Origin of the sequence: Demequina rhizosphaerae, from assembly GCF_000971255.1 — a bacterium.
Taxonomy (GTDB): Bacteria; Actinomycetota; Actinomycetes; order Actinomycetales; family Demequinaceae; genus Demequina; species Demequina rhizosphaerae.
This window is the reverse complement of the sequence record NZ_BBMC01000002.1, coordinates 693488-720434: the sequence shown is the minus strand read 5'-3', so window position 1 is coordinate 720434 and position 26947 is coordinate 693488. Positions and strand designations below refer to the sequence as shown.

The 26947-nt window shown below is 74.5% G+C and carries 25 protein-coding genes; 20 read left to right on the top strand and 5 right to left on the bottom strand.

Translation table 11 applies throughout. The features are described 5' to 3' along the window. Positions 1–39 precede the first annotated feature (39 nt). Positions 40–840, bottom strand: coding sequence for an HAD family hydrolase (locus AOM07_RS03450; protein ID WP_062311376.1), 801 nt, complete (start codon positions 838–840; stop codon positions 40–42). Between the two features lie 144 nt (positions 841–984). On the opposite strand from AOM07_RS03450, the gene AOM07_RS03445 reads away from it, so the two are divergent. Together AOM07_RS03445 and AOM07_RS03440 are read left to right on the top strand one after the other, a co-directional pair. Continuing rightward, entirely contained in the window at positions 985–1983 is a 999-nt protein-coding gene (locus AOM07_RS03445; protein WP_062311375.1) for a TadA family conjugal transfer-associated ATPase, read from the top strand. Continuing rightward, positions 1980–2939, top strand: coding sequence for a type II secretion system F family protein (locus tag AOM07_RS03440; RefSeq protein WP_156171766.1), 960 nt, complete (start codon positions 1980–1982; stop codon positions 2937–2939). Before AOM07_RS03445 ends, AOM07_RS03440 begins: the two co-directional genes overlap by 4 nt. A 91-nt stretch (positions 2940–3030) precedes the next feature. Here the strand turns inward: AOM07_RS03440 and AOM07_RS03435 are convergent, their stop codons facing one another. Further along, positions 3031–4311, bottom strand: coding sequence for an ion channel protein (locus AOM07_RS03435; protein WP_062311373.1), 1281 nt, complete (start codon positions 4309–4311; stop codon positions 3031–3033). A gap of 168 nt (positions 4312–4479) precedes the next feature. On the opposite strand from AOM07_RS03435, the gene AOM07_RS14425 reads away from it, so the two are divergent. Further along, positions 4480–4641, top strand: coding sequence for a DUF4244 domain-containing protein (locus AOM07_RS14425; protein ID WP_082101692.1), 162 nt, complete (start codon positions 4480–4482; stop codon positions 4639–4641). Next, positions 4638–4964 (top strand): hypothetical protein, encoded by a 327-nt coding sequence (locus AOM07_RS03430; RefSeq protein WP_062311372.1) that lies wholly within the window; start codon positions 4638–4640, stop codon positions 4962–4964. Before AOM07_RS14425 ends, AOM07_RS03430 begins: the two co-directional genes overlap by 4 nt. A gap of 585 nt (positions 4965–5549) precedes the next feature. On the opposite strand, the gene AOM07_RS03420 is transcribed toward AOM07_RS03430, so the two are convergent. Both AOM07_RS03420 and AOM07_RS03415 read right to left on the bottom strand, forming a co-directional pair. Further along, positions 5550–7445, bottom strand: a complete 1896-nt coding sequence (locus tag AOM07_RS03420) for a hypothetical protein (RefSeq protein ID WP_062311370.1) — start codon at positions 7443–7445, stop codon at positions 5550–5552. 1 nt (position 7446) lies between these two features. Then, on the bottom strand, positions 7447–8004 hold the full coding sequence (locus AOM07_RS03415) for a sigma-70 family RNA polymerase sigma factor (protein ID WP_062311369.1): 558 nt from the start codon (positions 8002–8004) through the stop codon (positions 7447–7449). A 161-nt stretch (positions 8005–8165) separates the two neighbouring features. Between AOM07_RS03415 and AOM07_RS03410 the strand changes: the two genes are divergently transcribed. The 9 genes from AOM07_RS03410 (at position 8166) to AOM07_RS03370 (ending at position 19365) form a co-directional block, all read left to right on the top strand. Beyond that, positions 8166–10541 (top strand): sodium-translocating pyrophosphatase, encoded by a 2376-nt coding sequence (locus tag AOM07_RS03410; RefSeq protein WP_062311368.1) that lies wholly within the window; start codon positions 8166–8168, stop codon positions 10539–10541. 147 nt (positions 10542–10688) lie between these two features. Beyond that, complete coding sequence (locus AOM07_RS03405) at positions 10689–10859, top strand: hypothetical protein (protein WP_156171765.1); 171 nt, start codon at positions 10689–10691, stop codon at positions 10857–10859. A gap of 90 nt (positions 10860–10949) precedes the next feature. Further along, complete coding sequence (locus AOM07_RS03400) at positions 10950–11615, top strand: 2-hydroxyacid dehydrogenase (protein WP_062311366.1); 666 nt, start codon at positions 10950–10952, stop codon at positions 11613–11615. 250 nt (positions 11616–11865) lie between these two features. After that, positions 11866–13383, top strand: a complete 1518-nt coding sequence (locus AOM07_RS03395) for an MFS transporter (protein WP_084830060.1) — start codon at positions 11866–11868, stop codon at positions 13381–13383. Then, positions 13380–14738, top strand: coding sequence for a M20/M25/M40 family metallo-hydrolase (locus tag AOM07_RS03390; RefSeq protein ID WP_062311365.1), 1359 nt, complete (start codon positions 13380–13382; stop codon positions 14736–14738). Before AOM07_RS03395 ends, AOM07_RS03390 begins: the two co-directional genes overlap by 4 nt. Positions 14739–14811: 73 nt before the next feature. Continuing rightward, a complete protein-coding gene (locus AOM07_RS03385; RefSeq protein ID WP_084830059.1) occupies positions 14812–16395 on the top strand; it encodes a DUF7059 domain-containing protein in 1584 nt (527 codons plus the stop codon). Between the two features lie 540 nt (positions 16396–16935). Further along, on the top strand, positions 16936–17661 hold the full coding sequence (locus AOM07_RS03380) for an anaerobic ribonucleoside-triphosphate reductase activating protein (RefSeq protein WP_062311363.1): 726 nt from the start codon (positions 16936–16938) through the stop codon (positions 17659–17661). 399 nt (positions 17662–18060) lie between these two features. After that, positions 18061–18762, top strand: coding sequence for a hypothetical protein (locus AOM07_RS03375; protein ID WP_062311362.1), 702 nt, complete (start codon positions 18061–18063; stop codon positions 18760–18762). Between the two features lie 78 nt (positions 18763–18840). Next, positions 18841–19365 (top strand): GNAT family N-acetyltransferase, encoded by a 525-nt coding sequence (locus AOM07_RS03370; protein ID WP_062311361.1) that lies wholly within the window; start codon positions 18841–18843, stop codon positions 19363–19365. A gap of 18 nt (positions 19366–19383) precedes the next feature. On the opposite strand, the gene AOM07_RS03365 is transcribed toward AOM07_RS03370, so the two are convergent. Then, entirely contained in the window at positions 19384–20238 is an 855-nt protein-coding gene (locus AOM07_RS03365) for an inositol monophosphatase family protein (protein WP_062311360.1), read from the bottom strand. 177 nt (positions 20239–20415) lie between these two features. Here AOM07_RS03365 and topA point away from each other — a divergent pair, with 177 nt between their 5' ends. From topA to AOM07_RS14895, 7 genes are all read left to right on the top strand, one after another. Further along, complete coding sequence (gene topA, locus AOM07_RS03360) at positions 20416–23064, top strand: type I DNA topoisomerase (RefSeq protein WP_062311359.1); 2649 nt, start codon at positions 20416–20418, stop codon at positions 23062–23064. A 12-nt stretch (positions 23065–23076) separates the two neighbouring features. Next, positions 23077–23295, top strand: a complete 219-nt coding sequence (locus AOM07_RS03355; RefSeq protein WP_062311358.1) for a hypothetical protein — start codon at positions 23077–23079, stop codon at positions 23293–23295. A 142-nt stretch (positions 23296–23437) separates the two neighbouring features. Then, positions 23438–23923 (top strand): sigma factor-like helix-turn-helix DNA-binding protein, encoded by a 486-nt coding sequence (locus AOM07_RS03350; RefSeq protein ID WP_062311357.1) that lies wholly within the window; start codon positions 23438–23440, stop codon positions 23921–23923. A gap of 53 nt (positions 23924–23976) precedes the next feature. Next, positions 23977–24789: an ankyrin repeat domain-containing protein gene (locus AOM07_RS03345; RefSeq protein WP_062311356.1), complete on the top strand. Its 813-nt coding sequence runs from the start codon at positions 23977–23979 to the stop codon at positions 24787–24789. A 74-nt stretch (positions 24790–24863) separates the two neighbouring features. Then, positions 24864–25418, top strand: coding sequence for an RNA polymerase sigma factor (locus tag AOM07_RS03340; RefSeq protein WP_062311355.1), 555 nt, complete (start codon positions 24864–24866; stop codon positions 25416–25418). Then, the gene (locus tag AOM07_RS14620; protein ID WP_062311354.1) at positions 25411–26259 is read left to right on the top strand and encodes a hypothetical protein; all 849 of its coding nucleotides are present in this window, start codon (positions 25411–25413) and stop codon (positions 26257–26259) included. Before AOM07_RS03340 ends, AOM07_RS14620 begins: the two co-directional genes overlap by 8 nt. Next, complete coding sequence (locus AOM07_RS14895) at positions 26256–26942, top strand: ankyrin repeat domain-containing protein (protein WP_169748123.1); 687 nt, start codon at positions 26256–26258, stop codon at positions 26940–26942. The genes AOM07_RS14620 and AOM07_RS14895 overlap by 4 nt, the downstream gene beginning before the upstream one ends. Positions 26943–26947 lie beyond the last annotated feature (5 nt).

The following is a 26947-nucleotide window of genomic DNA, read 5'->3' as shown; positions in this document are numbered from 1 at the left end:
CTCCGTCACCCTAGCGCACGCCGCCGACGGCGATCCCGCTCAGGCTTCCTCGGGCTCGTGGCGGCCGGCGACGGCGACGATCCACAGCACCGCGACGGCGGCGAGGGCCACGGTCGCGACGACGGCCGGGCGCACCGCCGAGCGCGATCGCAGGCCGACCGGACGGCGGAACGTCAGCACGCCCCAACCGTGGCGGCGTGCCGCGCGGCGCATCGTCCGGTCGGGGTTGACCGCGAAACCGTGGCCCACCTCGTCGAGCATCGGGGCGTCGGTGATGGAGTCCGAGTAGGCGTAGCACGACCCGAGGTCGTAGCCGCGCTCCTCGGCGAGCTCGCGGATCGCCTCCGCCTTCGCCGGGCCGTACGCGTAGAAGGAGATCTCGCCGGTGAAGCGGCCGTCCTCGACCTCCATGCGGGACGCGACCACCCCGTCCGCGCCGAGCAGCCGGGCGATCGGCTCGACCACCTGGAACGCCGACGCGCTCACGATGACGACGTCGCGGCCGTTGGCCTGGTGACGGTGGATGAGGTGGAGAGCCTCCTGGTAAACGATCGGGTCGATGTGCTCGTGGAGCGTCTCCGCGACGATGCCGTCGACGTGCGCGACGTCCCAGCCGGTGATGAGCTCGCTCAGCGCGTCGCGCAGGCGCGTCGTCTGGCGCTCGTCGGCCCCGCCGATCTCGAAGAGGAACTGCGCGAACGCGGTGCGCAGCGCCTTGGTGCGCGTGATGAGGCCGCCCTCGTAGAACGAGCGCGAGAAGGCCATGGACGAGGACCTCGCGATGATGGTCTTGTCCAGGTCGAAGAAGGCCGCGCTGCGCCGCGGTCCGGATTCCGCCATGGCGTCAGCCTAACCGCCGCCCCGGACAGTCCCGCGGAGGCGACGGTCCCGGTCCGATGTCCCCGTGCACGCCCGTGCGGCGGCCCTCCCCGGCGGACGATGCGCGGGTGGCGACGGGCCGTGCGGGGCGCCGAACCTGGTGCCGTGTCGGACATCCCCGCGGGACCGCTCGCGCCGCTGCTGGCGCTCCCGGGCGTCACCGACGTGCTCGTGCACGCGCCCGACTCCGCGTGGGTCGACCGCGGCCGCGGGCTCGAGCGGCGCCCGCTCGACTGCGGCGGGGCGGAGGGCGTGCGGGCGCTCGCGGTGGCGCTCGCGGCGTCCGCCGGCAGGCGGCTGGACGATGCGGAGCCCACCGTCGACGCGCGCCTCGCCGACGGCACCCGGCTGCACGCGGTGCTGCCGCCCCTCGCGGACGGCTGCACCGCCATCTCGCTGCGGAGGATCCGCGCGGTGCCGTTCGCCGTCGACGACCTGGTCGCGGGCGGGATGCTCACGCGCGAGCTCGCGGACCTCCTCGCCGCGCTGGTGAGGGCGCGGGTCCCGGTGCTGGTGTCGGGCGGCACGGGCGCGGGCAAGACCACGCTGCTCGCGACCCTGCTCGCGCTCGCGGACCCGGGGGAGCGCATCGTGCTCGTCGAGGAGGCGGGCGAGCTCGCGCTCGGCCACCCTCACGTGGTGCGTCTGGTCGAGCGGCGCCCCAACGTCGAGGGTGCCGGCGGAGTCCCGCTGGCGCGGCTCGTGCGGGAGGCGCTGCGGATGCGGCCCGACCGCATCGTGCTGGGCGAGTGCCGCGGGGCGGAGCTGCGCGAGGTCCTCGCCGCCGCGAACACGGGTCACCGGGGCGCGCTCACCACCCTCCACGCGAACTCGGCGCGGGACGTGCCCGCGCGGCTCGAGGCGCTCGCGCTGCTCGCGGGCCTCAGCCCGGCGCAGCTCGCGACGCAGGCGGCGGCGGCCTTCGCGGTGGTCGTGCACGTCGAGCGCGGACCGGGCGGGCGGCGGCTGAGCGAGGTGGCGCGCCTGCGGTCCGACCCCGGCGGCCTCGCGGTGGTCACCGCGTACGAGCGCGACGAGACGGGCGCGCGCTACGGACCCGCCTGGCCCGCCCTCGGGGCGCTCGCGCGCGGGGTCGCGGCGTGAGCGCGCCGGACCCCGCCGTGAGCGGGTGGGACGAGTCCCTGCCCCGGGTGGTCGGGCTGCTCCGCGCCGGCCTGCCCGCACGCGACGCCTGGGCGCGGGCCGGCGTCCGCGTACCCGAGAGGCCCGCCGGCACGCTCGACCGCGCCGTCGCGGGCGCCGACCGGCTCGCGGCGCGCACGGGGGCGCCCCTCGCGGCGATGCTGCTGGCGATCGCCGGCGCCGCGGCGGACGCGCGCGAGGCCGATGCGCTGCGCCGGGCCGCGCTCGCGGGGCCCCGGCTGAGCGCCCGCATCCTCCTGTGGCTGCCGCTCGCGGGTCTCGCGCTGGGCGCGCTGGTGGATCCGCGCACGGTGAGGGTGCTCGCGCTGACCCCGCTCGGCTGGGGGCTGCTGGCGGCGGGCGCGGGCCTCACCTGGGCGGGGCGCGCGTGGACGGGGCGGCTGGTCGTGCGGGCCGGGGACGCGGGCGGCGATTCCGATGCGGTGGTGGTCGCGGCCGCGCTGGTCGCCGCGGCGCTCGAGGCCGGGGCATCGGTGCCCGGAGCGGTGAGGGCCGTCGGCGAGGCGCTGGACGAGCCGGGCCTCGCCGCGCTCGCGGACGACCTTGGCGGCGCTGTGCTCGGGGGCGACCTCGGCGGCGCGGCGCCGGGCAGGCCGCCGCCGCATCGTGCCGCGCCGGGGCTGTCTGCGGAACCGCGCTGGGAGCCCGTCGCGCACGCGGTGCTGCCCGCGATGCAGGCGGGCGCGAGCCCGGCGGCGTCCCTCGAGGCGGCGGCGCGGTCGGCGGCACGCCGTGCCCGCACGGATGCGGCGGTCGCGGCCGGGGAGCTGGGCGTGCGCGTCACGCTGCCGCTCGCGCTGTGCCTGCTGCCGGCGTTCGTCGCGGTCGGCCTGCTGCCGCTGCTGGTCGCGGTGGTGGGCGGCACCGTCGGCGTGGACGGGTGGGCGTCGCCCTAGGGTGCAGCCGGGCCCGGACGGGCGTCCGCCGCGGCGGGATGGGTGTCCGGGGGACCGGCGAGACGGGCGTCCGCTGCGCCGGGACCGGCGCCTACCGCGCGGGGACGGCGGGAGGCTCGGGGGCCGGCTCGGCGTCGACGTGCACGAGCATGTGCGGCGCGCGCGTGAGCACGAGCCAGACCGGCAGCGCCGCGACGCAGAGCACCGGCAGCACCCCGATCGCGCCGCAGATGAGCACCCCGCCGAACAGCGCGAGCCATCCCTCGCGGCCGACCGCGAAGACCACGCCGAGCACGCCCGAGGCGACCGCGAGCGTGAGGGGGATGTCGGGCACGATCGCGTGCGCGAGCGCGCCGAGCGCCACACCGGTGAACATCGCGGGGAAGATGCGGCCGCCGCGGAAGCCCGCCGCACCCGAGATCACGATCGCGGCCAGCTTGACCACGACGATGAGCGCGAGGGTGCCGACGGCGTACGAGTCGACGTTCTCGAGCAGCTCGGCGGTCTCCTCCGCGCCTTTGAACATCGTGATCTGGCCGCCGATGAGCGCGAGGCCGCCGAGCAGGACGCCGCCGACGGTGACGTAGAGCATCGGGTGGCGCAGGCGGCGGAACGCGCGGTGCGCGGGCGTGAACGCCGCGGCGGCGGCCACACCGACCGCGGCGCCGACGGTGGCGATCACGGAGGCCGACAGCAGGTCGATCCAGCGCGCGCTGTAGTCCGGCAGGCCCATGTCCCACGACGCGCCGCCGAGCAGGTGGTAGAACACGGACGCCGCCCCGGCCGCGACGAGCGGAGTGAAGAGGCGGTCCCACAGCTGGCCCGCCGCACCGCCGCCGAGCACGCCGGTGAGCACGAGCGCCGCGGCCACGGGCGTGCCGAGCATCGCGCCCAGCATCGCCGAGGTCGAGATCATCAGCACGGCCGGCACCGGGACCTCGGGCAGGAAGCGGCGGTAGGCGAGGACGGTGATCCCCGTCGCGATCATGATGATCGGACCCTCGGGGCCCAGGCTGACGCCGCCCGCGAGGCCGAGGATGAGCGCGACCGCGACCCCGGGCAGCGTGCGCAGGGGCAGCGGGGGCGACACCAGGTCGACGGTGGCGGTGTCGTGGCCGCCGTGGCCGGGCGCCTTCCACAGCGTGAGCCCGACGAGGGCGCCGGTCACCGTGAGGATGATCGCCGCCCACCAGCGCGCGTCGCCGTCGATCCCCAGCGCATGCGGCAGGTCCTCCCACCAGACGCCGTGGAGGACATGCGCGATCGCGTCGACCCCGAAGAGCAGCACCGCCGCGCCGATCCCGACGATCGTGGCGGGCACGGCCGCCTTCGCGAGGACGGCGGGGCTCGGGCTGGACGCGGCGTCGGTCATGGTCCCCCTCGTACGGGTCGCGGTGGGCGGGTCGGGCCCACGGACACTCTAGGCGGCGGCGATGTCCCCGGGCTGGTCCGGAGGGCCCGTGCCCACCGATCTCCCTCGGCCCCGCGCGGCCCCACGTCTCACTAACCAGCCTGGTGATGACCGAGGAAGGGAGCGGTGATGAACGAGGAGACGCGCGGCGACGACGGGATGGCCACGGTCGAGTACGCGCTCGTCACGGTCGCGGCGGCGGGCTTCGCGGGCCTGCTCGTGGTGATCCTCAAGTCCGACGAGGTGCGCGGGCTGCTCATGGGCATCCTGCGCGGCGCGCTCGGCGCATGAGCGGGGCCGGCGATCGCGGATCCGCGACGGTCGAGCTCGCGCTCGCCCTGCCGGCCGCGGTCGTCATCCTCGCCGTCGCCCTGTCCGCCGTGCAGGCGGCCGCGGCGGGTGCGGCGGTGTCGGCGGCCGCGCTCGCCGGGGCCCGTGCGGGTGCGATCGCGGGGGACGATGCGGCGGTCGCCGTCGCGCGCCGGACGGCCGGGGGTGCGGCCACCGTCGAGGTGGGTCGTGCCGGCGGATGGATCGAGGTGACGGTGGCCGTCGACCTGGGATGGCCGTGGGGCGCCCGCGGGGCGCGCGCGGCGCTACCGCTCGAGGGCTGACGGTGGGGCGCGTGCGGGACGATGCGGGCGCCGGGTCGGTCGCGGCACTGGGCGTCGCGCTCGCGGCGCTCGTCGCGGTGCTCGCGCTGGCGACGGCGGTCGGGCTGCTCGGGGCTCAGGCCCGGGCGCAGGCCGCGGCGGACGCGGCGGCGCTTGCCGGCGCGAGGGAGGCGCGTGCGGCGGCCGCGCGGGCCTCGCCCGACCCCGGGGCTCCGTGCGCGACGGCGCAGGCGGCCGCGACGCGGTCCGGCGCCGTGATCGCGCGATGCGCGGTCGATGCCCGTGGCGCCGTCACCGTGACCGTCGAGATCCGGGGGAGGGAGGCGTCCGCTCGGGCGGGGAGGAAGGTGTCGGCGGCGGCCCGAGCTGAGGGGGGTCGGACCGCCGCCGACGGTATTCCTGCCAGCGGACGGCTGAGGGATCGTGCCGCTGTCAGGAAATCCATGCGCTCACGCCATCGGCGTTCGCGTACTCCGATTCAATACGGCGAATCGGTTGCATTTCCATAACAGCGTGGCGCGTGTTGCGGCCCTTGTGCGTGGGTTGTGACAAAGCCCACATCGGTAACCCGAGGTAACAGGCGTGTCAGCGCACCGTCAGGGTGCCGAGCGACGTCCAGACCTGGAAGTCGACGGCGTCGTACACTGTGGCGCCGTCCGGGGCGGGAGCGATCGCGCTGCCCGTCGAGCCGCCGCCCGTGACTGCCTCGCCGGCGTCGGTGGAGTCCGGCTCGAGCAGCAGCGGGCCGTCGTTGTCGCCCAGGGTGCCGCCGAGGTCGCCCGCGCGGGCCTCCTCCTCCAGGAGCAGGTCCTCGTCGGCGCTGTCCCACGCGACCGCGTAGCCGCCGCCCACGCTGAGGTAGTGCATCGCGAGCAGCGTGTACGTGCCGGGCTCGACGGTCGCCTGGCCGCTCTCGCCCCAGCAGCCGTTGACGTCGCGCCACAGCAGCCGCGTCTCGACCGACTCGCCGCGGCCCAGCCCGCCGTCGGAGTAGCCGTAGGGCTCGATCGCGATCGACGCGTCCTCGGCGCCGTCCAGGGACTCCGCGATCGCGACGTCCCGGTACTGGTACGGGTTCACCGGGTAGGCCTCGGCGACCACGCGGCCGTCCCGCACGAGCGCGAGCTGGACGCTGCCCGCGTCCCAGAACCCGTCGAGGTCCCAGGCCGAGGCGTTGGCGACGCGGCTCGTCACGGCGGGGTTGCCGTCCACGATCCAGCCGTAGCTCACGTCGATGGCCGCCGGCGCGGCGACCGTGACGTCGAGCAGGTCCATCTCGGCGGAGCGCGCCGGGAACGCGCCGTCGCCCTCCCACGCGCAGCCGAACCACGACGCGGCCAGCGCCCCGGTCGAGTCGCCCGACACGATCCACCGCTGCGTGCCCGCGGCCATGTCCCACGCACCCGCGAGGCCGTCGCGGTAGAGCCCGCGCGCCGTGTCCGCATCGAGGGCGTCCTCGTTCACGGTCGGCTCGTCGTCGGGCACGGTCGGCATGGGCTCCGGCTCGTCCACCCGCAGGTACTCCGCGAACGGGTCGTCGACCGGGTCGCCCGCGATCGCGAACCCGACCGCGGGAGCAATCGCCCGCAGCGCGGGGCCGCCAGCCGCGATCATCGCGGACGCGTCGTCGTTGGTCACGGTGGCGTCGTCGTCGACGGTCCCTCCCGTGTCGCCGGCCGCGCCGGTATCGCCGTCGGTCGCCTCGCCTGACCCGGCGGACTCCGCGGGGCCGCCGGGCTCCTCGGACTCGACCGCCTCGGGGGAGACGGGATCGGTGGGCTGGACCGGCTCGACCACCGGCGGCTCGTCGGTGGCCGCGGTCGCGTAGAACTCCTGGGTGAGGACCAGCTCGTACTTCGTCGCGGGCAGCGGCTCGCCGTCCCAGCAGTTCACCAGCGGCACCGCGAGGTCCGCGACGGACGAGTCCCCGGCCGCGAGGTCGGCGACCTCGGCCGCGGCGACGCCGTCCGAGCCGAGGGTGCCGACGACGACGCCGTCCCACAGCACCACGCCGTCGATCCCGAACGTCGCGAACGTGCCGTCCGCGACGACGCTGCTCGTCACGGTCACCGGCAGCTCCTCGCCCACGGCGGGCTCGCCCACAATCGTCGCGTCGAGCTCGACGGGGGCGTCGGTGCTCTCGAGGGACGGCAGCTCCTGGCCGCACAGCCCCCACGCGAGCGCGGACGAGTCGGCCATCGCGCCGTCCATCTCGCCGGCGGCGCCGCCGGCCGACTCCTCGGTGACCGCCGCGGCCTCGTCCCGTCCCGCATCGTCCCCGCTCGTGGCGGCCGAGCCGCCGACCGCGCCGGAGATGCCGAAGCCGAGCACGACCACCATGCCGCCGGCGAGCACCCCGCCGGAGCCGGTGCGCAGGCCGCGCTGGGTGGTCACGCGACGCTGCGCACGACGGGTGTCGACCGCGAGCCCGTCGAGCGGGGCCCGGTCCGCGGCGCCCCGCAGGGCATCCGAGAGCTTCATGTCAGCCGCCTTCCGTCCGTCGACGCGTCGCCACGTCGACTTCGTCGTCCGCCTGGTCGCGGGAATCGTCCTCGAGGGGCCCGAGCAGCAGCTCGAGCCGTGCCAGGCCGTCATGCAGGTACCGCTTCACCGATCCGGGCGCGAGGCCCAGGTGCTGCGCGATGTCGGGCACGGTGAGGTCGTCGAAGAACCGCAGCACCACGCAGGCCCGCTCGCGCGGCGCCAGCGTGGCGAGCGCCTCGAGCACGTCCGCCCCGGCCTCGACGCCCGCGAGCGGGTCCGCGAGGGGTGCGGCCGGGCGGAAGAGGTGCTGGACCCGCTTCCACCGCTGGTCCCGGCGGTACCCGTCGATGTAGGCCGTGGTGATCGCGCGGCGCACGTACGCCTCCGCCTTCACCGAGGTCAGTCCGGGGCGTGGACGCGAGAACGTCCGCACCAGCGCGTCCTGCACCAGGTCCTGCGCCAGCGTCCCGTCGCCGCACACCAGATATGCGTATCCGAGCAGCGCGCGCTCGCGATCGCGCACCAGCTGCGCCATCGTCTCCCGCCAGTCGCTCATGCGATCCCCCACCTCGTCGTGCCCTGCATGGTTGACGGGCACCGTGGCAGAAACGTTGGGTCGGGACTCGACGACTCGCCGACCTTGTCCCCTAGAGTGGCCTGGTACCCCTTGCGGGCGCGACAACGGAGTCGTGTCGGGGAGAACGTCAAGGAGGACGTATGCACGCCACGGCAACCGCGGTGGAGGTGAGCTCGGGCAGCGCGACCATCGTGGTCGTGATCGGGATCATCGCCGCGATCTCGCTGATAGCAGCCTGGTTCCTGCGACGTAACGTGCTGCAGGCGCCGGGCGGGACCGAGTCGATGAACGACATCGCGACCGCGGTGCAGGAGGGCGCGTCCGCGTATCTGAGCCGCCAGCTGCGCACCCTCGCGCTGTTCGCGGCGCTGGTGTTCGCGCTGCTGTTCCTGCTGCCCGGCGACGCGGGCGTCCGCGTGGGCCGGTCGCTGTTCTTCCTCCTGGGCGCGGGCTGCTCCGCGACCATCGGCTACATGGGCATGTGGCTCGCGGTCCGTGCCAACGTGCGCGTCGCCTCCGCCTCGACCCGCCAGGGCGGGCGCGCCGAGGGCGCGCGCATCGCCTTCCGCACCGGCGGCGCGGTCGGCATGTCCGTGGTCGGCATGGGCCTGGGCGGCGCGGCCGCGGTGGTCTTCCTCTATCGGGACGATGCGGCGGCCGTGCTCGAGGGCTTCGGCTTCGGGGCCGCGCTGCTCGCGATGTTCATGCGCGTCGGCGGCGGCATCTTCACCAAGGCCGCGGACGTGGGCGCGGACCTCGTGGGCAAGGTCGAGAAGCACATCCCCGAGGACGATCCGCGCAACGCCGCCACCATCGCCGACAACGTAGGCGACAACGTGGGCGACTGCGCCGGCATGGCCGCGGACCTCTTCGAGTCGTACGCCGTCACGCTGGTCGCGGCGCTCATCCTGGGCAAGGCGGCCTTCGGCGAGCAGGGCCTCGTCTTCCCGCTCATCGTCACCGCGATCGGCGCGCTCGTGGCCGCGCTCGGCGTCGCCATCACCAAGATCCGCGGCAACGAGCCCGGCCTCAAGGCGATCAACCGCGGCTTCTACACCGCCGCCGCGGTCGGCGCGGTGCTCGCCGCGATCGCCGCGTTCGTCTACCTGCCGTCATCGTTCGCCGATCTCAACGGCGCCTCCGTCGAGGGGGAGACCGGCGACCCGCGCATCGTCTCCATGGTCGCGGTCTTCGTCGGCATCGGCCTCGCGGGCCTCATCCTGTGGATCACCGGCTACTTCACGGACACCGCGCAGCGGCCCACCCGCCGCGTCGCGCGCACCTCCCTCACCGGGGCGGCGACGGTGGTGCTCGCGGGCATCGGCGTGGGCCTCGAGTCCGCCGTCTACACGGCCACGGTCATCGCCGGCGCGATCGTCGTCCTGTTCGCCGTCGCGGGAGGGTCCGTCACCCTCGCCCTGTTCCTCGTCGCGCTCGCGGGCTGCGGCCTGCTCACGACGGTCGGCGTGATCGTCGCGATGGACACCTTCGGGCCGGTCTCCGACAACGCGCAGGGCATCGCCGAGATGTCCGGCGAGGTCGACGAGGAGGCCGCGAAGACCCTCACCGACCTCGACGCCGTCGGCAACACCACCAAGGCCATCACCAAGGGCATCGCGATCGCGACGGCCGTGCTCGCCGCGACGGCACTGTTCGGCAGCTACTCGGACGCGGTCACCAACGCGCTCGCCGACGCCGCGGAGACCGCCGCCGCCTTCAGCTACGAGATCATCCACCCGCTCACGCTGGTCGGCGTCATCATCGGCGGCGCGACCGTGTTCCTCTTCTCCGGGCTCGCGATCGACGCGGTCACGCGCGCGGCGGGCGCGATCGTGTTCGAGGTGCGCCGCCAGTTCCGCGAGATGCCCGGGATCATGGACCGCACCCAGCGGCCCGAGTACGGCCGCGTGGTCGACATCTGCACGCGCGACTCGCTGCGCGAGCTCGCGACGCCGGGTCTGCTGGCAGCGATGGCGCCCATCTTCGTCGGCTTCGCGCTCGGCGTCGGCGCGCTCGCGGGCTTCCTCGCGGGCGCGATCGGCACGGGCGTCCTCATGGCCGTGTTCCTCGCGAACGCGGGCGGCTCGTGGGACAACGCGAAGAAGATCGTCGAGGACGGCTACTGGGGCGGCAAGTACTCGCCCGCGCACGAGGCCACGGTCATCGGCGACACCATCGGCGACCCGTTCAAGGACACCGCCGGGCCGGCGATCAACCCGCTCATCAAGGTGATGAACCTGGTCGCGCTGCTGATCGCGCCGGCCGTCGTGCTGCTCACGTACGGCGACTCCGCCAACCCGTGGATGCGCGGGCTCATCGCCGGCGTCGCGGGCGTCGTCGCCGTGACCGCGGTGGGCCTGGCGTCGCGCCGCGCCCACGCGGGCGGCATCGCGAGCGAGGCCGATGCGGCGGCCGTCGAGGAGGGCCACGGCCCGACCGCCTCGGAGGCCGACGGCTCAGCGGCGGAGGCCGCATCGACCACCGCGGGCACGCCCGCGGGCGGGGAGCAGCGCTAGGGTCGGCGCGCCCCCGAGCGGCGCGGCGCCTGTCCCAGCCTCCCAGCGGGCGGGCGCCGCGCCCGGCTCACGCACGGGTCCATGGCCCGGCCCACGCCCCGGTCCACGAACGGGCTCGTGGACGCGGCGCCGTGCCATGCTGACGCGGTGACCCCTTCGCGCCCTCGCGTCCTCATCGACATGTCGCTGCACCCCGGAGCGCTGGTGGCCCTCGAGGCCGCCGCCGACGTCGCGCCGCTGCCCCGCGACCCCGCGGCGCGGGCCGAGGCGCTCGCCGCCGCGGACGGGCTGATCGCGTACGGCCCGCCCGCCGTCTAGGAGCTCGGAGCCGCGCCCCGGCTGCGCGCCCTCGCGGTCCATCTCGCGCCCGCGCCGGTCCACTACTTCGCGGACGCCCGCGGGATCGCCGTGCTCGAGTCGAGCCGCCTGTGGCGCACCGTGGCCGAGCACACGCTCGCCCTCATCCTCGCGACCCTGCGCCGCGTCCCGGCGGCGGACGCCGCGATCCGCGCGGGCCGGTGGCCCCGCGAGGGCCTCAAGGTGCCGTACGCGGGGCGCGACCTCGCGGGCTCCGCGGTGGGGGTGCTGGGCGCGGGTCGCATCGGCGCGCCGCTCCTGCGCATGCTCGCGGCTCTCGAGGCGCGTCCGCTGTTCACGGACGCGCGTGCCCTCCCCGCCCTCGAGGAGGCGACCGGCGCTCGGCGGGTCGGGCTCGATGCGCTCCTGGCCGGGTCCGACGTGCTCGTGGTGCTGCTGCCGCTCGACGACTCGACCCGCGGCATCATCGGCGCGGCCGAGCTCGCGCGCATGAAGCCCGGCGCGATCCTCGTCAACACCGCGCGCGGGCCGGTGGTCGACGAGGCGGCCATGCTCGACGCGCTGCGGGCGGGTCGCCTCGCGGGCGCCGGCCTCGACGTCCACGGCGACGAGCCGCTCGCCGCCGACCATCCGCTGCTCGCGTTCGAGCACGTGGTCATCACCCCGCATCTGGGCGGATCCACGCTCGAGTGCGACCTCGAGCTCGTGGGCGGGCTTCTCGAGGCGCTTCGCGCGGGGGCCTCGCCGCCCTCCTGAGCGGATGTCTCTCCGCCGTATTCCAGCGTGAGGTGAAACAGCACCGCGACGACTGGCGAATCCCCTGGTAGAGGCGATGGCGCCCACGCGAGACGCGGGCTGTTTCAGTTATTCCTGACACACGGGAGAGAGACCATCACCTCGCGCGCCGCTCGCGCGCACCTCGCGCGCGTCTCGATCGGATCACGATGCGCGGACCCGGACGGCGCCGCGCAACGTCGCCGACACATCGGTCTGGAACCATGCCGCCATGGCATCGATGAACGTCAAGCTCGCGGGCGGCGTCGTGGGCGCCCTGGTCGTGGTCGAGGGGACGTCGGGCGTCCTGCAGGGGTACTACACGCCCCTGCTCACCGACATCGCCCGCCACCTGGGGATCCACGACGCCGACGTCAACTGGTTCGAGGCGGCGCAGCTCCTGCTGAGCGCGATCGTGGTCCCGGTGCTCGCACGCCTGGGCGACATGATCGGCCACCGCAAGGTGCTCATCGCGTCGCTCATCGTGACCGCGCTGTCGAGCTGGGCGCTCGCCTTCGCCCCGAGCTTCCCGCTCTTCGTGCTCGCGTGGGCCATCCAGGGTTTCTACGTCGTCTGGCTGCCTCTCAACGTCGCGATCATCCACTCGCGCGCCCGCGACAAGGAGAACGGCGCCGCCCTCACGAGACGCGGCGCCGGCATCATCGTCGCCGCGCTCCAGGCCGGCGCGATCCTCGGCGCGCTCGCGGGAGGCCAGCTCGGCGGGATGCTGCCGCTGTGGGCCACGCTCAGCGTCCCGGCCGCGATGGTCACCATCGCGCTCTTCGTCGTCCTGTTCAAGGTCCCCGACACCGGCGTCCGCGCCGGCGGCACGATCGACACCCGCGGCACGGTGGTCCTCACGCTAGGGCTGCTCACGCTCATGGGCGGCCTCTCGCTCGTGCGCATCGACGGCTTCTCGCCGTGGGTCGTGCTGATGGTCGCGATCGGCCTCGCGCTCATGTGGCTGTTCGTGCGCGTCGAGCAGGGCACCGACGAGCCGCTCGTCGACATCGCGCTGCTCAAGCGCCCGACCGTGTGGCCCGTCATCCTCACCGCCACGCTGTTCGGCGTGAGCGTCCTCGGTGCGCAGGGCCCGCTGTCGACCTTCGCCCGCACGAACCCGGACGAGGTCGGCTACGGGCTCGGCCTCACCTCCGCGACGACGTCGTACCTCATCGGCGCCTACGTGATGTCGCTGCTCGTCGGCGCGCTGCTCTTCGCCCGCCTCAGCGCCCGCTACAGCCCGCGCGCGGTCCTCATCGCCGCCTCGTTCCTGGTCGCCGGCGGGTACCTCGCGCTCATCCCGCTGCACGGCAGCACGGCCGTCGTGGTGTCGTGCATGGTCGTCGCCGGGCTGGGCTCGGGCGCGCTCGTCGCCGCCCTGCCGGCCGCGGCCGCGTCCGCGGCGCCGCCGCACCAGACCGCGATGGCGACCGGCCTCACCAACACGACCAAGACCGTCGGCGGCGCCTTCGCGTCGACCGCCTTCGCGATCGCGCTCGTCTCGGGCGTCGCGGCGGGCGGCGGCGCGGGCGAGTCGACCGCCGGCACGCTGTCCGGCTACATCACCGTGTGGGCGATCTGCGGCGGCACCGCCATCGTCGCGGCGATGGCGCTGTTCGCGGTCCCCAAGGTGGCCTTCACCTCGAACGTCGAGGTCGAGGAGGGCGCCGCGCCGCTCGAGGCCGTCGGACCCGACGTGGTCGCGTCGCGCGTCGACGCGTTCGACGTCGAGGAGGGCCGCGCGTGACCGTGCCGTCCGCCGAGTCGGTCGCCGAGCGCCTCGCCGCCCTCATCCGCATCCCCACCGTCACCCCCGCGGACGCGGGCCCGCACGACGAGGCCACCGCCGCATCGTTCGCCGCGCTCGAGGAGACGATGCGCGGCTTCTATCCGCGCGTCTTCGGTCACGAGGTGGAGGCCGTGGGCCGCGCCGGACTGCTCGTCCGCATCCCTGGCGCCGCCGCCGACCGGCCCGTGGTGCTGATGGCCCACCAGGACGTCGTGCCGGTGCCGCGCGAATGGGAGGCCGAGGGCTGGGAGCACGAGCCCTTCGAGGGCGCCATCGTCGACGGCTGGGTGTTCGGCCGCGGCGCGCTCGACGACAAGGGCGCGCTCACCGTCATGCTCGAGGCCGTCGAGTCGCTGCTCGGCGAGGAGTGGACCCCCGCGCAGGACCTCTACCTCCTCATGGGCGCCGACGAGGAGTCGTACGGCGACTGCGCGACCGCGGCCGCCGCGCTCCTGACCGAGCGCGGCATCACGCCGTGGATGGTGCTCGACGAGGGCGGCGCGGTCGCGGTCGGCGCGTTCCCCGGCCTCGACGGCGAGGCCGCGGTCATCGGCGTCTCCGAGAAGGGGATCGTGGACCTGCGCCTCACGGTCGACGGCCTCGGCGGGCACGCGTCGACGCCGCCGCGCGAGTCCGCACCCGGCATCCTCGCGCGGGCGCTCGCCCGCATCGAGGACAACCCGCACCCCGCCGCGGTCAACGACGTCTCCGTCGAGATGCTCGAGCTCGTCGCCGGCCGCCTGCGCGGACCGCTCGGCGCGCTGCTGCGCCGCGCCTCGTCCCTGCGCGGCGTGCTCGCGCGGGTGATGCCGCGCCTCAGCCCCGAGCTCGCCGCGATGGTGCGCACCACGGTCGCCATCACGCAGCTCGAGGGCAGCCCCGCGCACAACGTCCTCGCGACCCGCGCGACCGCGGTCCTCAACATCCGCATCGCGGTCGGGTCGAGCGTCGACGAGGCGGTCGACCACGTCCGCCGGGTCGTGCGCGACCCGCGCGTCGCGATCGCGGTGGAGAACCCGTCCGAGCCGTCGCCCGTCTCCCCGCGGGGGGACGATGCGCGGTGGGCGGCGATGCACGAGGCCGTCGGGGCGTCCTATCCGGACGCGTTGACGATCCCGTACGTCATGCTCGCGGCCTCCGACTCGCGGCACCTCGCGCCCATGGCGGGCGCGACCTACCGCTTCGCGCCGCTGCGGATGACCAAGCCGCAGCGCGAGGCGGTGCACGGACCGAACGAGAAGGTCGAGGTCGAGTCGCTCGGCCGCGGCGTGGCGTTCTACCGGGCGCTGCTCACCTCGGACCGGCTGCGGTAGCGGGGCGTCCCCGCGCGTCGCGCGGGGAAGGGTGGTCGCTCCGGAGTGTGTGAGGAATTCCTAAAACAGCGCGATGGGAGTGCCTCGTCCATTGCGCGAGCCGTCGCCGCGCCCCCGCACTAGCCTCGGAGGCGTGAGCCTCGACGTCCCCGTGCTGCCCGACGACGCCTCCGCGGAGGCCCTCCGCGCCGACCTCGCGACGTGGACGGTCGACGCTGTCGAGTCCGTGGTCGGGGAGCGCGCGATGCGTGCGCTGTCCCGCGAGCAGGTGTTGCCCGCGCGGCGGGCGGCCCGCGCATCGTCCACCGCCGAGGCGACGCTCGCGCGGCTGTTCCTCCTGGGGGACACCGTGCCGACGGCGGCGCTCGACGCCGCGCTGCCGGCGACCGGCGCGGAGGGTGCGGCACGGTGCGGGCTCGTCGAGCTGTCCGGCGGCGAGGCGCGCTCGCGCGTGGACCTGCGCCCGTACGCGGCGGTCGACTCCGACGGCGAGGCCCGCTGGTGGGTGGCCTCGGACCGTGGCGAGGCGGTCACGGGGGAGCGGCTGCGCGACGACCACGTGCTCGGCATCGGGGGCGCGTCGCTCACGCTCGCGGGCATGACGATGCGCGCGCCGGTGGGGCGGGTGCTCGACCTGGGCACGGGCTGCGGGGTCCAGGCGCTCCACGCTGCCCGGCACGCGGGGTCGGTGGTCGCGACGGACGTCTCGCGGCGCGCGCTCGGCTTCGCCGAGTTCAACCGGACGCTCAACGCGGCGGGCGGCTGGGACCTGCGCGAGGGGTCGATGCTCGAGCCGGTCGCGGGGGAGCAGTTCGACCTCGTGGTGTCGAACCCGCCGTTCGTCATCACGCCCGACGGAGCGCCGAGCTTCGAGTACCGGGCGTCGGGGATGCCGGGCGACGGGATCGTCTCGTCGCTGGTCTCGTCGGTGGGCTCGGTGCTCGCGCCCGGCGGCGTCGCGCAGATGCTGGGCAACTGGGAGATCCACGGGGAGTCGTGGTCCGAGGGGATCGAGGCGTGGCTCGACGCCTCGGCGTCGGCCGGGCACCCGCTCGACGCGTGGGTCATCGAGCGCGACGAGCTGGACGCGGCCGAGTACGCGGAGACGTGGCTGCGCGACGCCGGCGTGACGCCCGAGCGCGGGCGCGCCGAGTTCGAGGCGGCGTACGAGGCGTACCTGTCCGACTTCGACGCGCGCGCGGTGCGCGCGGTGGGCTTCGGGATGGTGCTGCTGCGCCGCCCCGTGTCGGGGAGCCCGACGCTGCACCGTCTCGAGCAGCACGAGGGTGCGCTGCAGGAGCCGTTCGGCGGGTACCTGGCCCAGGCGCTGGCGGCGCACGACCGCGCGACGGCGCTCACCGACGATGCGCTGCTCGACACCGCGTGGACGGCCGCCGCGGATGTGACGCGGGAGTCCTACGGGCCGGTGCTGCAGGCCGACCCCTCGTACATCCTGCTGCGGCAGGGGGCCGGGCTGGGCCGGTCGGTGTCGATGGACACGGCGCTCGCGGGCTTCGTGGGCGCATGCGACGGCGAGCTCACCGCGGGCCAGATCGCGCATGCGCTGGCGGCCCTGCTCGACGTCGACGCGGGCCGCATGGTCGCCGGGCTGGTGCCGGCGGTGCGCGAGCTGGTGGCGGACGGCTTCCTCGAGTAGCGGTCGTCCCTTCCCCCTACCCCGGATGGGTGGCCGGTGGTCGCTCTCGGGGGACCCGCGCGGCCCGCGGGTAGGCGAGCGTCGCATCGTCCGCGACACGCCGGCCGCGTGGCCGATCTTGCTGGGAATCTCCAGGGAGTTCAGGTTCAAGTCCGAGGCGCGCCATTTTGGAGTTCCCACCCGACGCCTTTGCCCGACCTTGGCCCCGTCCTGGGCCCGACCACACCAGATACGGGACCCTGGTCCGAAGCGGTCACCAAGTGGCAAAACTACCCTTGAGGGGTGGCATCGACGTTCGCGCCGGGAGCAGAGGCTGAGGGGTCTCGACTGGTCCCGACAGGCTCCTCACGGGGTGAGAATGGTGCTGCCGAGGAGGCGCAGATGGACCCCCGTCGCCCCCTCGCCAACGAAATCCCACACGACGGTGTGTCGGCGCGTCTGACGACGCCGCGTCGGCGCACCCTGAAGACGTCCGAACCGGTCGTCAGAGAAGGAAGTCGCGGAGAACCCGCGGCACCGCCGACGCAGGAGGCAATCCCCATGTCCACCACCGAGCTCGACACCTCCGCCATCGCGATCCAGTCCGCGCACGGTCTCGTCATCGCGGACTTCCTGTCCTCGTGCACCCACGCGTGGCCCGGCCGCATCGCCGCGACCGTCACGCTGCAGGGCTGCCCGTGGCTGTGCGCCTACTGCGGCACGCCCGACAGCCACGACCCGACCGGCGAGGGCCGCGTGACGTGGCAGCGCGTCCTCGAGCAGCTCGAGTCGCACCGCGGCATGGTCGACGCGGTCGTCTTCGGCGGCGGCGAGCCGACCGCCCAGGACGGCCTCATCCCCGCGATCCGCGAGGTCCGCGCGATGGGCTATGCCGTGGGCCTGCACACCATGGGCGCCCACCCCGGCCGCCTCGCGTCTGTCCTTCCCGAGGTCGACTGGGTCGGCTTCGACCTCAAGGGCACGCCCGACATGTACGCGCACATCACCGGCTCCGACACCGCCGGCACGCAGGCGTGGGCCTCGCTCGAGTCGGTCCACGAGTCCGGCGTCGACTACGAGGTCCAGATCACCGTCGACCCGACCGTGCACACCCGCGAGGACATCCTCGCGACGGTCCGCGCGCTCATCCACCGAGGCTTCCACGCCCCGGTGCTCCAGCAGCCGCGTCGTGCCTGGGCCTCGGCGGGCTACCGTCGCGCGCTCCGCAACCGCGGCCTCTACGACGTCATCTCGCACGAGGACCTGCCGGACCTCGCGCGCCGCTGACCCCAGCGTTCCGGAAGCCCCCGTCGCCTGCGCGGCGGGGGCTTTCGCATGCCCGGACGGGCCCGCGCGCCGTGTGCGGAGGCGCGCGGTCCGCAGCGGCGCGGCTCGGCCGGGTGCTGCCCCGCCGGGGTGATCAGGGACGATGCGCGCCCCGGGCCCTCGGCGACCCGGGCCGGCGGGCCGTGCCGGTGGTCCGACGGGGTCCGCAACCGGGACCAGGGTCCCGTCTCCGAGCGCGCGACGGGCAGTAACGCCCCTGCTAATCAGCGCGATTTTACGTAACCGTTATCTACAATCCGCGGTTTCCTACACGATTCAGGGCCAACGTCCCGTCGATTAGGCTGAGACGACCGCGAGGGTATGTGTGACAGCTCAACAACTCCCCAGAAAGGAACCATCATGGTCACCAAGCTTCGTATCGTCGGCGCAGGCCTCGCACTCGCCGGACTCGGCTTCATCGGCGCAGCCGGCTTCGCGTACTCCGAGGTCGCCGCCGGCCAGAACTCGCTGCAGAAGTTCTCCGAGGCGCAGGGCGTCACCCTCTCGTACAACGAGGACGGGCAGCTCACCGACCACGGTTCCGTCGAGGGCGCCGAGGCGATCCTGGACCGCCTCGAGAACGAGTGGGGCTACAAGGTCGTCGAGTCCGAGCTCGACCCCAACGACCCGCTCGTCAACACCGGCACCGAGTACATGTACCAGATGGCCACCGTCGGCACCCACATCCTCACCGGCACCCAGACCGTGACCGTTACGGAGACCACCGAGTACCTCGGTGAGACCTACGAGCCCGGCGAGTACGAGGTCCCGGTCGCCGACCAGTACTGGGCCGACTTCGAGTACGGCAACGACATCGCGATGCAGGTCCGCGGCCAGGCGTGGACCGGCGTGGCCCACGGCCTCTTCGGCGAGCTGGGCGTCGGCTCGGTCACCGCGTCCACCCTCAAGCTGGGCCTCGGCATCTCGGCCCTGATCGCGGGCCTGGGCCTCCTGTTCCTCGCCCTCGGCGCCGCGTCCTTCTGGATCGCCAGCGACGTCGCGAAGCGCGACGCGGCCCGCGCCGCGGTCAAGGTCGACGAGCCCGAGCTCGTCACCGTCTGATCGCACCTCCTCGCACGACGGGAGGGTCCTTCGGGGCCCTCCCGTTCGTCGTGTCCGGGGGCGTGCGAGCATGAACGCGTGCTCGCCTCCCTCACGCTTCCCGCCGCCCTCCCGACCACGCCCGCGACCCTGACCGTCCGGCGCGCCGAGCGGACCGACCTCGCCGCGATCGTCAGACTGCTGACGGACGATGCGGTGAGCGCGTCCCGCGGCGACGAGGCGGACGAGGGGGCCTACGCGCGGGGGCTCGAGGCGATCCTCGCCGATCCGGGCAACGACCTCGTGGTCGCGACCGACGGCGACGGCGCCGTCGTCGGCACGCTGCAGCTCACGCTGATCCCCGGCATGGCGCGGGGAGGGAGCACCCGGCTGCTCGTCGAGGCGGTGCGCGTGGACGGCAGCAGGCGCTCCGGCGGCGTGGGCACCGCGCTCATGCGCTGGGTGACGCACGTGGCCGCGCCCGAGCTGGGGGCGGCCCTCGTCCAGCTCACCTCGGACGCCAGGCGCGCCGACGCCCACCGCTTCTACGAGCGGCTCGGCTTCGCCGACTCGCACGTCGGCTTCAAGTACCGCGTGCCGCCGGTCGGCGACGCCGGCCGGTAGCCCCGCGCTCGCCGGCCGCTACAGCCCGAGGTTCCTCGCGAGGACCTCGCGGATCGACTCCCACCGGTCGGTGCGGGCCGCGAGCAGCGGCGCCCCGACCTCGACGGCGGGCCGGTAGCCCGATCCGTCGACGCGGCCCACGGTGAAGCCCGCCTCGGCCGCGATCGCGGCGCCCGGCACGTGATCCCACGGCTTGGCGCGCGTGTAGACGAGGAAGCCGACCTGCTGCGTCACGAGGTCCGCGTAGTCGAAGCCCGCGCACATGCGCAGCTCGTCGTAGCCGCCGAGCTCGGGCTCCGCGGCGAGCAGCCCCGCCTTGACGTCCTCGACCGCGAACCTCACGGAGACCGCGCCGCGGGGCTCCTCGCCGCGCAGCGACGCCCGCGCCTCCGCGCCGCGGGTCGCCTCGACGGCCGCGGACAGCGACCTGCCGTCGACGAACGCGCCCACGCCCTGGAGCGCCTCGAACATGTGCCCGAACTCGGGCTGCAGGATCCATCCGCCCACCGGCACGCCGTCCTCGACCAGCCCCACCATGACCGCGTAGGTGTCCGAGCCCTCGACGAAGTTCGCGGTGCCGTCCACCGGGTCCACCGTCCACGCCGTGCCTTCGGTCGCGAGCACCGCGGCGATGGACGGGTCCGCGGCCGTCGCCTCCTCGCCCACCACCGGCACGTCGAGGATCTCCCGGAGCAGAGGGGTGAGCGCGCGCTCGGCCTCGAGGTCCGCCTCCGTGACGTAGTCGCCGGGTCCCTTGAGGTGGACGTGGTGCTCGGCGAGGGCGCGGAAGCGGGGGCGGATCTCGGCGTCCGCGACGCGGCGCATGGCCTCGCCGACGGCCGCGCGCGAGGCGGCATCGAGGATGGGCTCCATGCGCCCATCGAACCACGGGCCTCCCACGCCCCGGCGCAGGGACGATGCGTCGACACCGGACGTTCATGCGTCCCGCCGTCCCCAGGGTCCCGCTCGTGCGGTCGCACCCCATATGTATATTGAGTGCGTCCTTGGCAGGTGACGCCGCCGGGACGCAGATCCCAGAGAGAAGGTTCCATGACCCGCAAGCTCGTGATCGTCGAGTCGCCCACCAAGTCGCGCACCATCGGCGGCTACCTGGGCGCCGACTATGACGTGGTGTCGTCCGTGGGCCACATCCGGGACCTGGCGGAGCGCTCCGACCTGCCCGCCGAGCTCAAGAAGTCCGACATCGGCAAGTTCGCGATCGACATCGACGGCGGCTTCCAGCCCTACTACGTGGTGAGCTCGGACAAGAAGAAGATCGTCGCCGACATCAGGAAGCGCCTCAAGGAGGCCGACGAGCTCTACCTCGCGACTGATGAGGACCGCGAGGGGGAGGCGATCGCCTGGCACCTGCTCGACGTCCTCAAGCCGAAGGTGCCGGTCAAGCGCCTGGCGTTCCACGAGATCACCCGCGAGGGCATCAGCCGTGCGCTCGAGAACCCCCGCGAGGTCGACATGGAGCTCGTCGAGGCGCAGGAGGCCCGCCGCCTCCTCGACCGCCTCTACGGCTACGAGGTGTCGCCCGTGCTGTGGCGCAAGATCCAGTCGGGCCTGTCCGCCGGCCGCGTGCAGTCCGTCACGCTCCGCCTGGTCGTCGACCGTGAGCGGGAGCGGATGGCGTTCCAGTCCGCCGAGTACTGGGACCTCAAGGGCACGTTCACCGCGACCGAGGGCAAGGACGCCGGACGCAGCTTCGACGCGCGCCTCACCACCGTCGACGGCAAGCGCGTCGCGACGGGCAAGGACTTCGACGACCGCGGCCGTCTCAAGAACGACAAGGTCGTCCACGTCCACGCCGCGCTCGCCGGCGCGCTCGCCGCGGGCCTCGCCGACGCATCGTTCGCCGTCAACGGCGTCGACTCGCGCCCCTACAAGCGCCGCCCGGCCGCCCCGTTCATCACGTCGACGCTGATCCAGGAGTCGAGCCGCAAGCTCCGCCTGGGCGCGCGCCAGGCGATGGGCGTGGCGCAGGCGCTGTACCAGAAGGGCTACATCACCTATATGCGTTCGGACTCGCCCGTGCTGTCGGGCGAGGCGGTGCGCGCCGCCCGCAAGCAGGCGACCGCGATGTACGGCGCCGACGCCGTGGCCGCGAGCCCCCGCATCTACGCGACCCAGGACTCGAACGCGCAGGAGGCCCACGAGGCCATCCGCCCCGCCGGCGACTCGTTCCGCACGCCCGACTCGGTGCGCACCGAGCTCACCGGCGACGAGTTCCGCATGTACGAGATGATCTGGAAGCGCACCCTGGCCTCGCAGATGGCCGATGCGGTGGGCACCACGTCGACGGTGCGCATCGGCGCGACCACGGCGGCGCACCACGCGGTCGAGTTCTCCGCCTCCGGCACCATCCTCACGAGCCCCGGCTTCATGGCGCTCTACGAGGAGTCGCGCGACAAGGCGCGCTACGAGGAGGACGAGCAGAAGGTCGAGAAGGAGTCGCGCCTGCCGGTGCTCGCCGAGGGCGAGAAGGTCACCGGCGAGGGCATCGAGCCGCTCACCCACGCCACGACCCCGCCCCCGCGCTACACGCAGGGCTCGATGATCAAGGAGCTCGAGGACCGCAAGCTCGGGCGCCCGTCGACGTACGCCGCGATGGTCGACGTCATCATCGACAAGGGCTACGTCAACGTGGTCAAGCAGGCGCTCGTGCCCACGTGGCTGGCGTTTGCGATGATCCGCCTGCTCGAGCAGCACTTCGCGTGGCTCATCGACTACGACTTCACCGCGGACATGGAGGAGGGGCTCGACAAGATCGCCGCCGGCGACGTGTCGCGCGTCGACTGGCTGAGCGAGTTCTACTTCGGCTCCGGCGAGGACGAGGACGGACGCGGCCAGGGCCTCAAGCGCCTCGTCGACGACCTCGGCGACATCGACGCGCGCGCGAACTCGACGTTCGACATCGGCGACGGCATCGCGCTGCGCGTCGGCAAGTACGGCCCGTACCTCGAGCGCGAGGCGGACGGCGAGAAGCAGACCGCCTCGGTCCCGGACGACCTCGCTCCCGACGAGCTCACCGTCGCCAAGGCGGAGGAGCTGCTCGCGAGCCAGGGCGGCGACGAGCGCGTGCTCGGCCAGCACCCGGCGAGCGGGCTCGACATCGTTGCGAAGGCCGGGCGCTTCGGCCCGTACGTCACCGAGGTGCTGCCCGAGGACGCGAAGGGCCGGCCCAAGACCGCGAGCCTGTTCAAGTCGATGGACCTCGAGACCGTGACCCTCGAGGACGCGCTCAAGCTCATGAGCCTGCCGCGCGTCGTGGGCGTCGACCCCGCGACCAACGAGGAGATCACCGCGCAGAACGGCCGCTTCGGCCCGTACCTCAAGAAGGGCACGGACTCGCGCACCATCGAGTCCGAGCAGCAGCTGCTCGACATCACGCTCGAGGAGGCGCTGGCGATCTACGCGCAGCCCAAGCGCGGCCGCGGTCGCGCGGCCACCCCGCCGCTCAAGGAGTTCGGCGAGGACCCGACCTCGGGCAAGCCGATCGTCGCCAAGTCGGGCCGCTTCGGCGACTACATCACCGACGGCGTCACCAACGTGACGATCCCCAAGACCGAGAGCGTCGAGTCGGTGACCCCCGAGCGCGCGATCGAGCTCCTCGCGGAGAAGCGCGCGAAGGGCCCGGCCAAGAAGCCGGCCCGCCGCACCGCCGCGAAGAAGACCACCACGCGCAAGAAGTGACCGGAGGACAGCATGGCTGAGGACAAGGGCACCGACCGCTCCGTCAACCTCCGGTGGCTGGGCTACCTGGGCCTCGTCCTCGGGTTCGGGGCCGTCGTGCTCACCGTGGACTCCGGCTCGGTCTCGGTCATGGGCTTCTCGTTCGACGTGAGCGTGCCGATCATCGCAGCGCTCGCCTTCCTCGGCGGCATCCTGGGCGGCCGCTTCGGTCCCAAGCAGGGCGACCTCTAGCCTCTCGTTTCCTGCGCGACGGCTGTCGCGCGCGCACGGTTCGGCCCGCATCGGCCGCCGTCGCGACGATGTGCGGCGCACGGCTCGCGCGCCCTTGCGGCGCGACCCGGCGGGAGGGACCGTGGTTCCCGGAGGGGGCACGATGGACGCCACGCTCGCGGGGCTGTCTGAGGGCGCTCGAACGCGCCTCGCCGCGGACGCCTACCTCCTCGAGGGCGAGCCCGCCGCCGCCGAGCGCCTGCTCCGCTCCGCGGCGCTCCGCGTCCTGACCGCGCGCCGCCGCGGCCCGCTCGAGGCCGGCATCCGCGGCGCCATGGCCGAGCTCCACCTGCATCGCGGGCGCCGCCGTCCGGCGGAGTCGCCGCCGGCCAGCGGGACGCTCGAGGCGCTGCGCTCGCTGACGCCGCGTCAGCGGGCCGCGACGATCCTCCGTCTCGTCGACGGGCTGTCGACCACGGAGGTCGCGACGTCGCTCGGGCTCCCGGAGCCCGCCGCCGGGGACGCGCTGCGCGCCGGCCATCTCTCGCTCGCCGGCGCGCTCGGCGTGGCCGCGTCGGGAGTGCCCGACGACGTGGTCGAGGAGGTCGAGGTGTCCTCCCGCCGCGATCGGTCCCGGGGAGCGCCCTAGCGTCGCGGCCCGCGATGGTCGAGCGTCCCCCTCCTCGCCCCACGCCGACCAGCGTGGCGGAGGCCCTCGCCGTCGCGGCGGCCGACGCGGCGGGGACGATGCGTGGGCGCGCCTGGCGTGCGCTCGCCGGCCTGGACGCGCTGGCGGTCGAGACCCGCCGGCGGCGCCGGGTGCGGCGCGTCGTGCTGGCGATGGGGATCGCGGCGCTGGTCGGTGCCGGCGTGCTCCGCCTGGTCGACCCTCCGGTGCCGCTCGGCGATCGACTCGCCGACGCGATCGCCGCCGGGGACGGCGACGCGGTGGGCGGGCTCATCGCGGACGGCGCGCTCGAGGAGCTCGACCGCGCGCGCCCGGCGGAGGCGATGCGGCTCGCGGCCGCCACGTGCGACCTCGCGATGCTCGGGCGCCTCGCCGACGCGGGCGCGCGGCGCTTCGCGGACGGCCGGATCCGGGAGGACGCCGCCCTCAGCGCGGCGATCCGCTCCTGTCCCCGCGGCGTGATCGAGGCGGTGTGGGAGGGCTCCCCGTCGAACGCGCCCCCGATCCACCTCATGGCCTTCGTCGCGGCCGAGGGCTCGCCCGCCGCGGTGCGCACCCTCGCGGGCCTGGGCTTCCCCGTCGACGGCGCGGACGGCGCCGCCGGCCCGAGCCCGCTCGAGGCCGCGATTCGCGCCGGGCGTGCCGACACCGCGCATGCGCTCGTCGCGCTCGGCGCCGACACGCGCCTCCGCACGGCCGACGGGGAGCAGCTGGCCGTGCTGCTCGCCCGGCTGCCGTCCCCGGCGGACTGCGCCGCCATGGCCGCGAGCACGACGGCGGCGTGGCGTGACGAGTGCGCGTCGATCCTCCACGGGGGCCGGCCGTGACCGCCCGCCGGTCCCGCGCATCGTCCGGTGTCAACCCGCCGGCGGAGGCGAGCGTTCATATGTCGGGAGGGGACATGGACGACCTGGAGCGCGTGCTGAGCGAGCTGTACCGCTCCGCGCTCGGTCGCCTGTGCACCTACGGGTACCTCCTCACGGGCTCGCAGCTCGACGCGGAGGACCTGGTGCAGGAGTCGATCGTCAAGGTGTTCTCGAAGCGGCGGCGGCTCACCGACGTGCGCGCCGCGGAAGCGTACGTGCGCGCCGCGATGCGCACCGTCCACCTCGACGCCGTGCGCCGGGGCGCCCGCTGGCGTCGGCTCATGCCGGGCCAGGCGATCGACCAGGCCGAGCCGGATCCGGCGGACGAGATCGTCGCCACCGATGACGTCGATCACGCCCTGCGGACGCTGCCGCCGCGCGTGCGCGTCGCCGCGGTGCTGCGGTTCCACGACGATCTCACCGTCGAGGAGATCGCGCGCGAGATGGGGATCGCCGGCGGCACCGTGAAGACCCTGCTGCACCGCGCGCGTCAGGCGCTCGGGCCGTGGCTGGCGGACGAGCGGCGCGGGCGCGACGAGGTCGCGACGGTCGCCGTCGAGCCCGCGAGCAAGGGGGTACGGCATGCCTGAGGAGCTGCTCCGCATCGCGGCAGAGCGCGGCGAGGCCGCACGCCGCCGTCTCGAGGAGGACGGCACGGCGAGGCTCGCCGACCGCATCCGCGTGGGACGGTTCCGGCGCGCCACGACAGTCGGCGCGACCGTCGCCGCGGCGATCGTGCCCGCAGCGCTCCTCGGCGCATGGGCGCTGGGCCTGGGCCCGCTGCACGCGCTCGAGCCCGCGGGTCCCGGCGACGATCTCGACCTCACCGACGCGCCGCTCGAGCGGCAGCTGCTCGAGGCGATCGAGCGCAGCGACCACGACCGCATGCGCGGCCTGCTCGAGCTCGGGATCTACCTCGACGAGCCGCTCCCGGAGCGTCAGACCTTCGTCCAGGCGGCCGCCTCCGCGTGCGACCCCGGGGGCATCGAGATGCTCGTGCGGGCAGGCGCGCCGTGGATCGCCTCGATGGCGGCCGAGCCGCAGCCGGGCACGTCGAGCACGGTGTTCGACCCGGTGATCGCCGGGGCCATGTGGGTGTGCCCGGTCGACGTCGTGGAGAGGGTCGTCCACCTGAGCCCGTACGACTGGAGCCCGCGCGAGATCATGGCGCTCGCGATCGCTCAGGCCCCCGACGACACGGTCGCCTCGCTCGCGGTGCTCGGCTACCCGCTCGAGGAGCCGGGGGTGTGGAGCAGCCTCGCGGACGCGGCGGCGCTGCGCGGCCCCGACCTCATCCGCCTGCTCCTCGACCTCGGTGCGGACCCGACGATCGAGATCGAGGGCGTCCCGCTCGCGACCTGGCTCGCGCAGCAGGGCGAGGCCCGCGACCTGGTCGGGCTCATCTCGGACGCGGCGGAGGCGGCGTCATGAAGGCTTCCCGGTGGACCGCAACCGTGACGGCAGCGCTGCTGCTCGCCGCGTGCACCGGGGGAGGGGACGATGCGGGGAGCGCCTCCCTCGCATCGTCCCCGGTCGCGGTCGAGGGCGGGCTCACGCCCGACCAGGCGCTCAAGGTGGCCGCCGTCCGCGGCGACGTCGAGGACGCGCGCGCGGCGATCGCCGCCGGCGCGGATGTGGACCGGGGTTCCGGCGTGGGGGCGGGCCCGCTGCACGCCGCCGCGAGCCTGGGGCACGCGGACGTCACCGCCCTGCTCATCGCCGGAGGGGCACCCGTGAACGGGCGCGCCGAGTGGGGCGACATGCCGCTCCACCTCGCCGCCCGCGCCGGGCAGCTCGAAACGATGGAGCTTCTCATCGAGGCCGGGGCGAACCTCACGCCGCTGCGGGGCGCGGTCGACGGTGCGGACCCGCTCCACTACGCGGCCGCGGCGGGGCAGGTCGACGCGATGGCGCTCCTCGTCGACGCGGGCGTGCCGGTCGACGTCAGCCACGCGGGGCTCGGCACGCCGCTCGACTTCGCGGCCTGCCACGGCCGCCTCGACGCGGTGAGGTGGCTCGTCGAGCACGGCGCGGCCGTCGGGGACGACGCGGAGGACTGCGCGTGGGACGCCGGCTTCGACGAGGTGGCGGCGTACCTCGACGGCCTCGGCTGACGCCC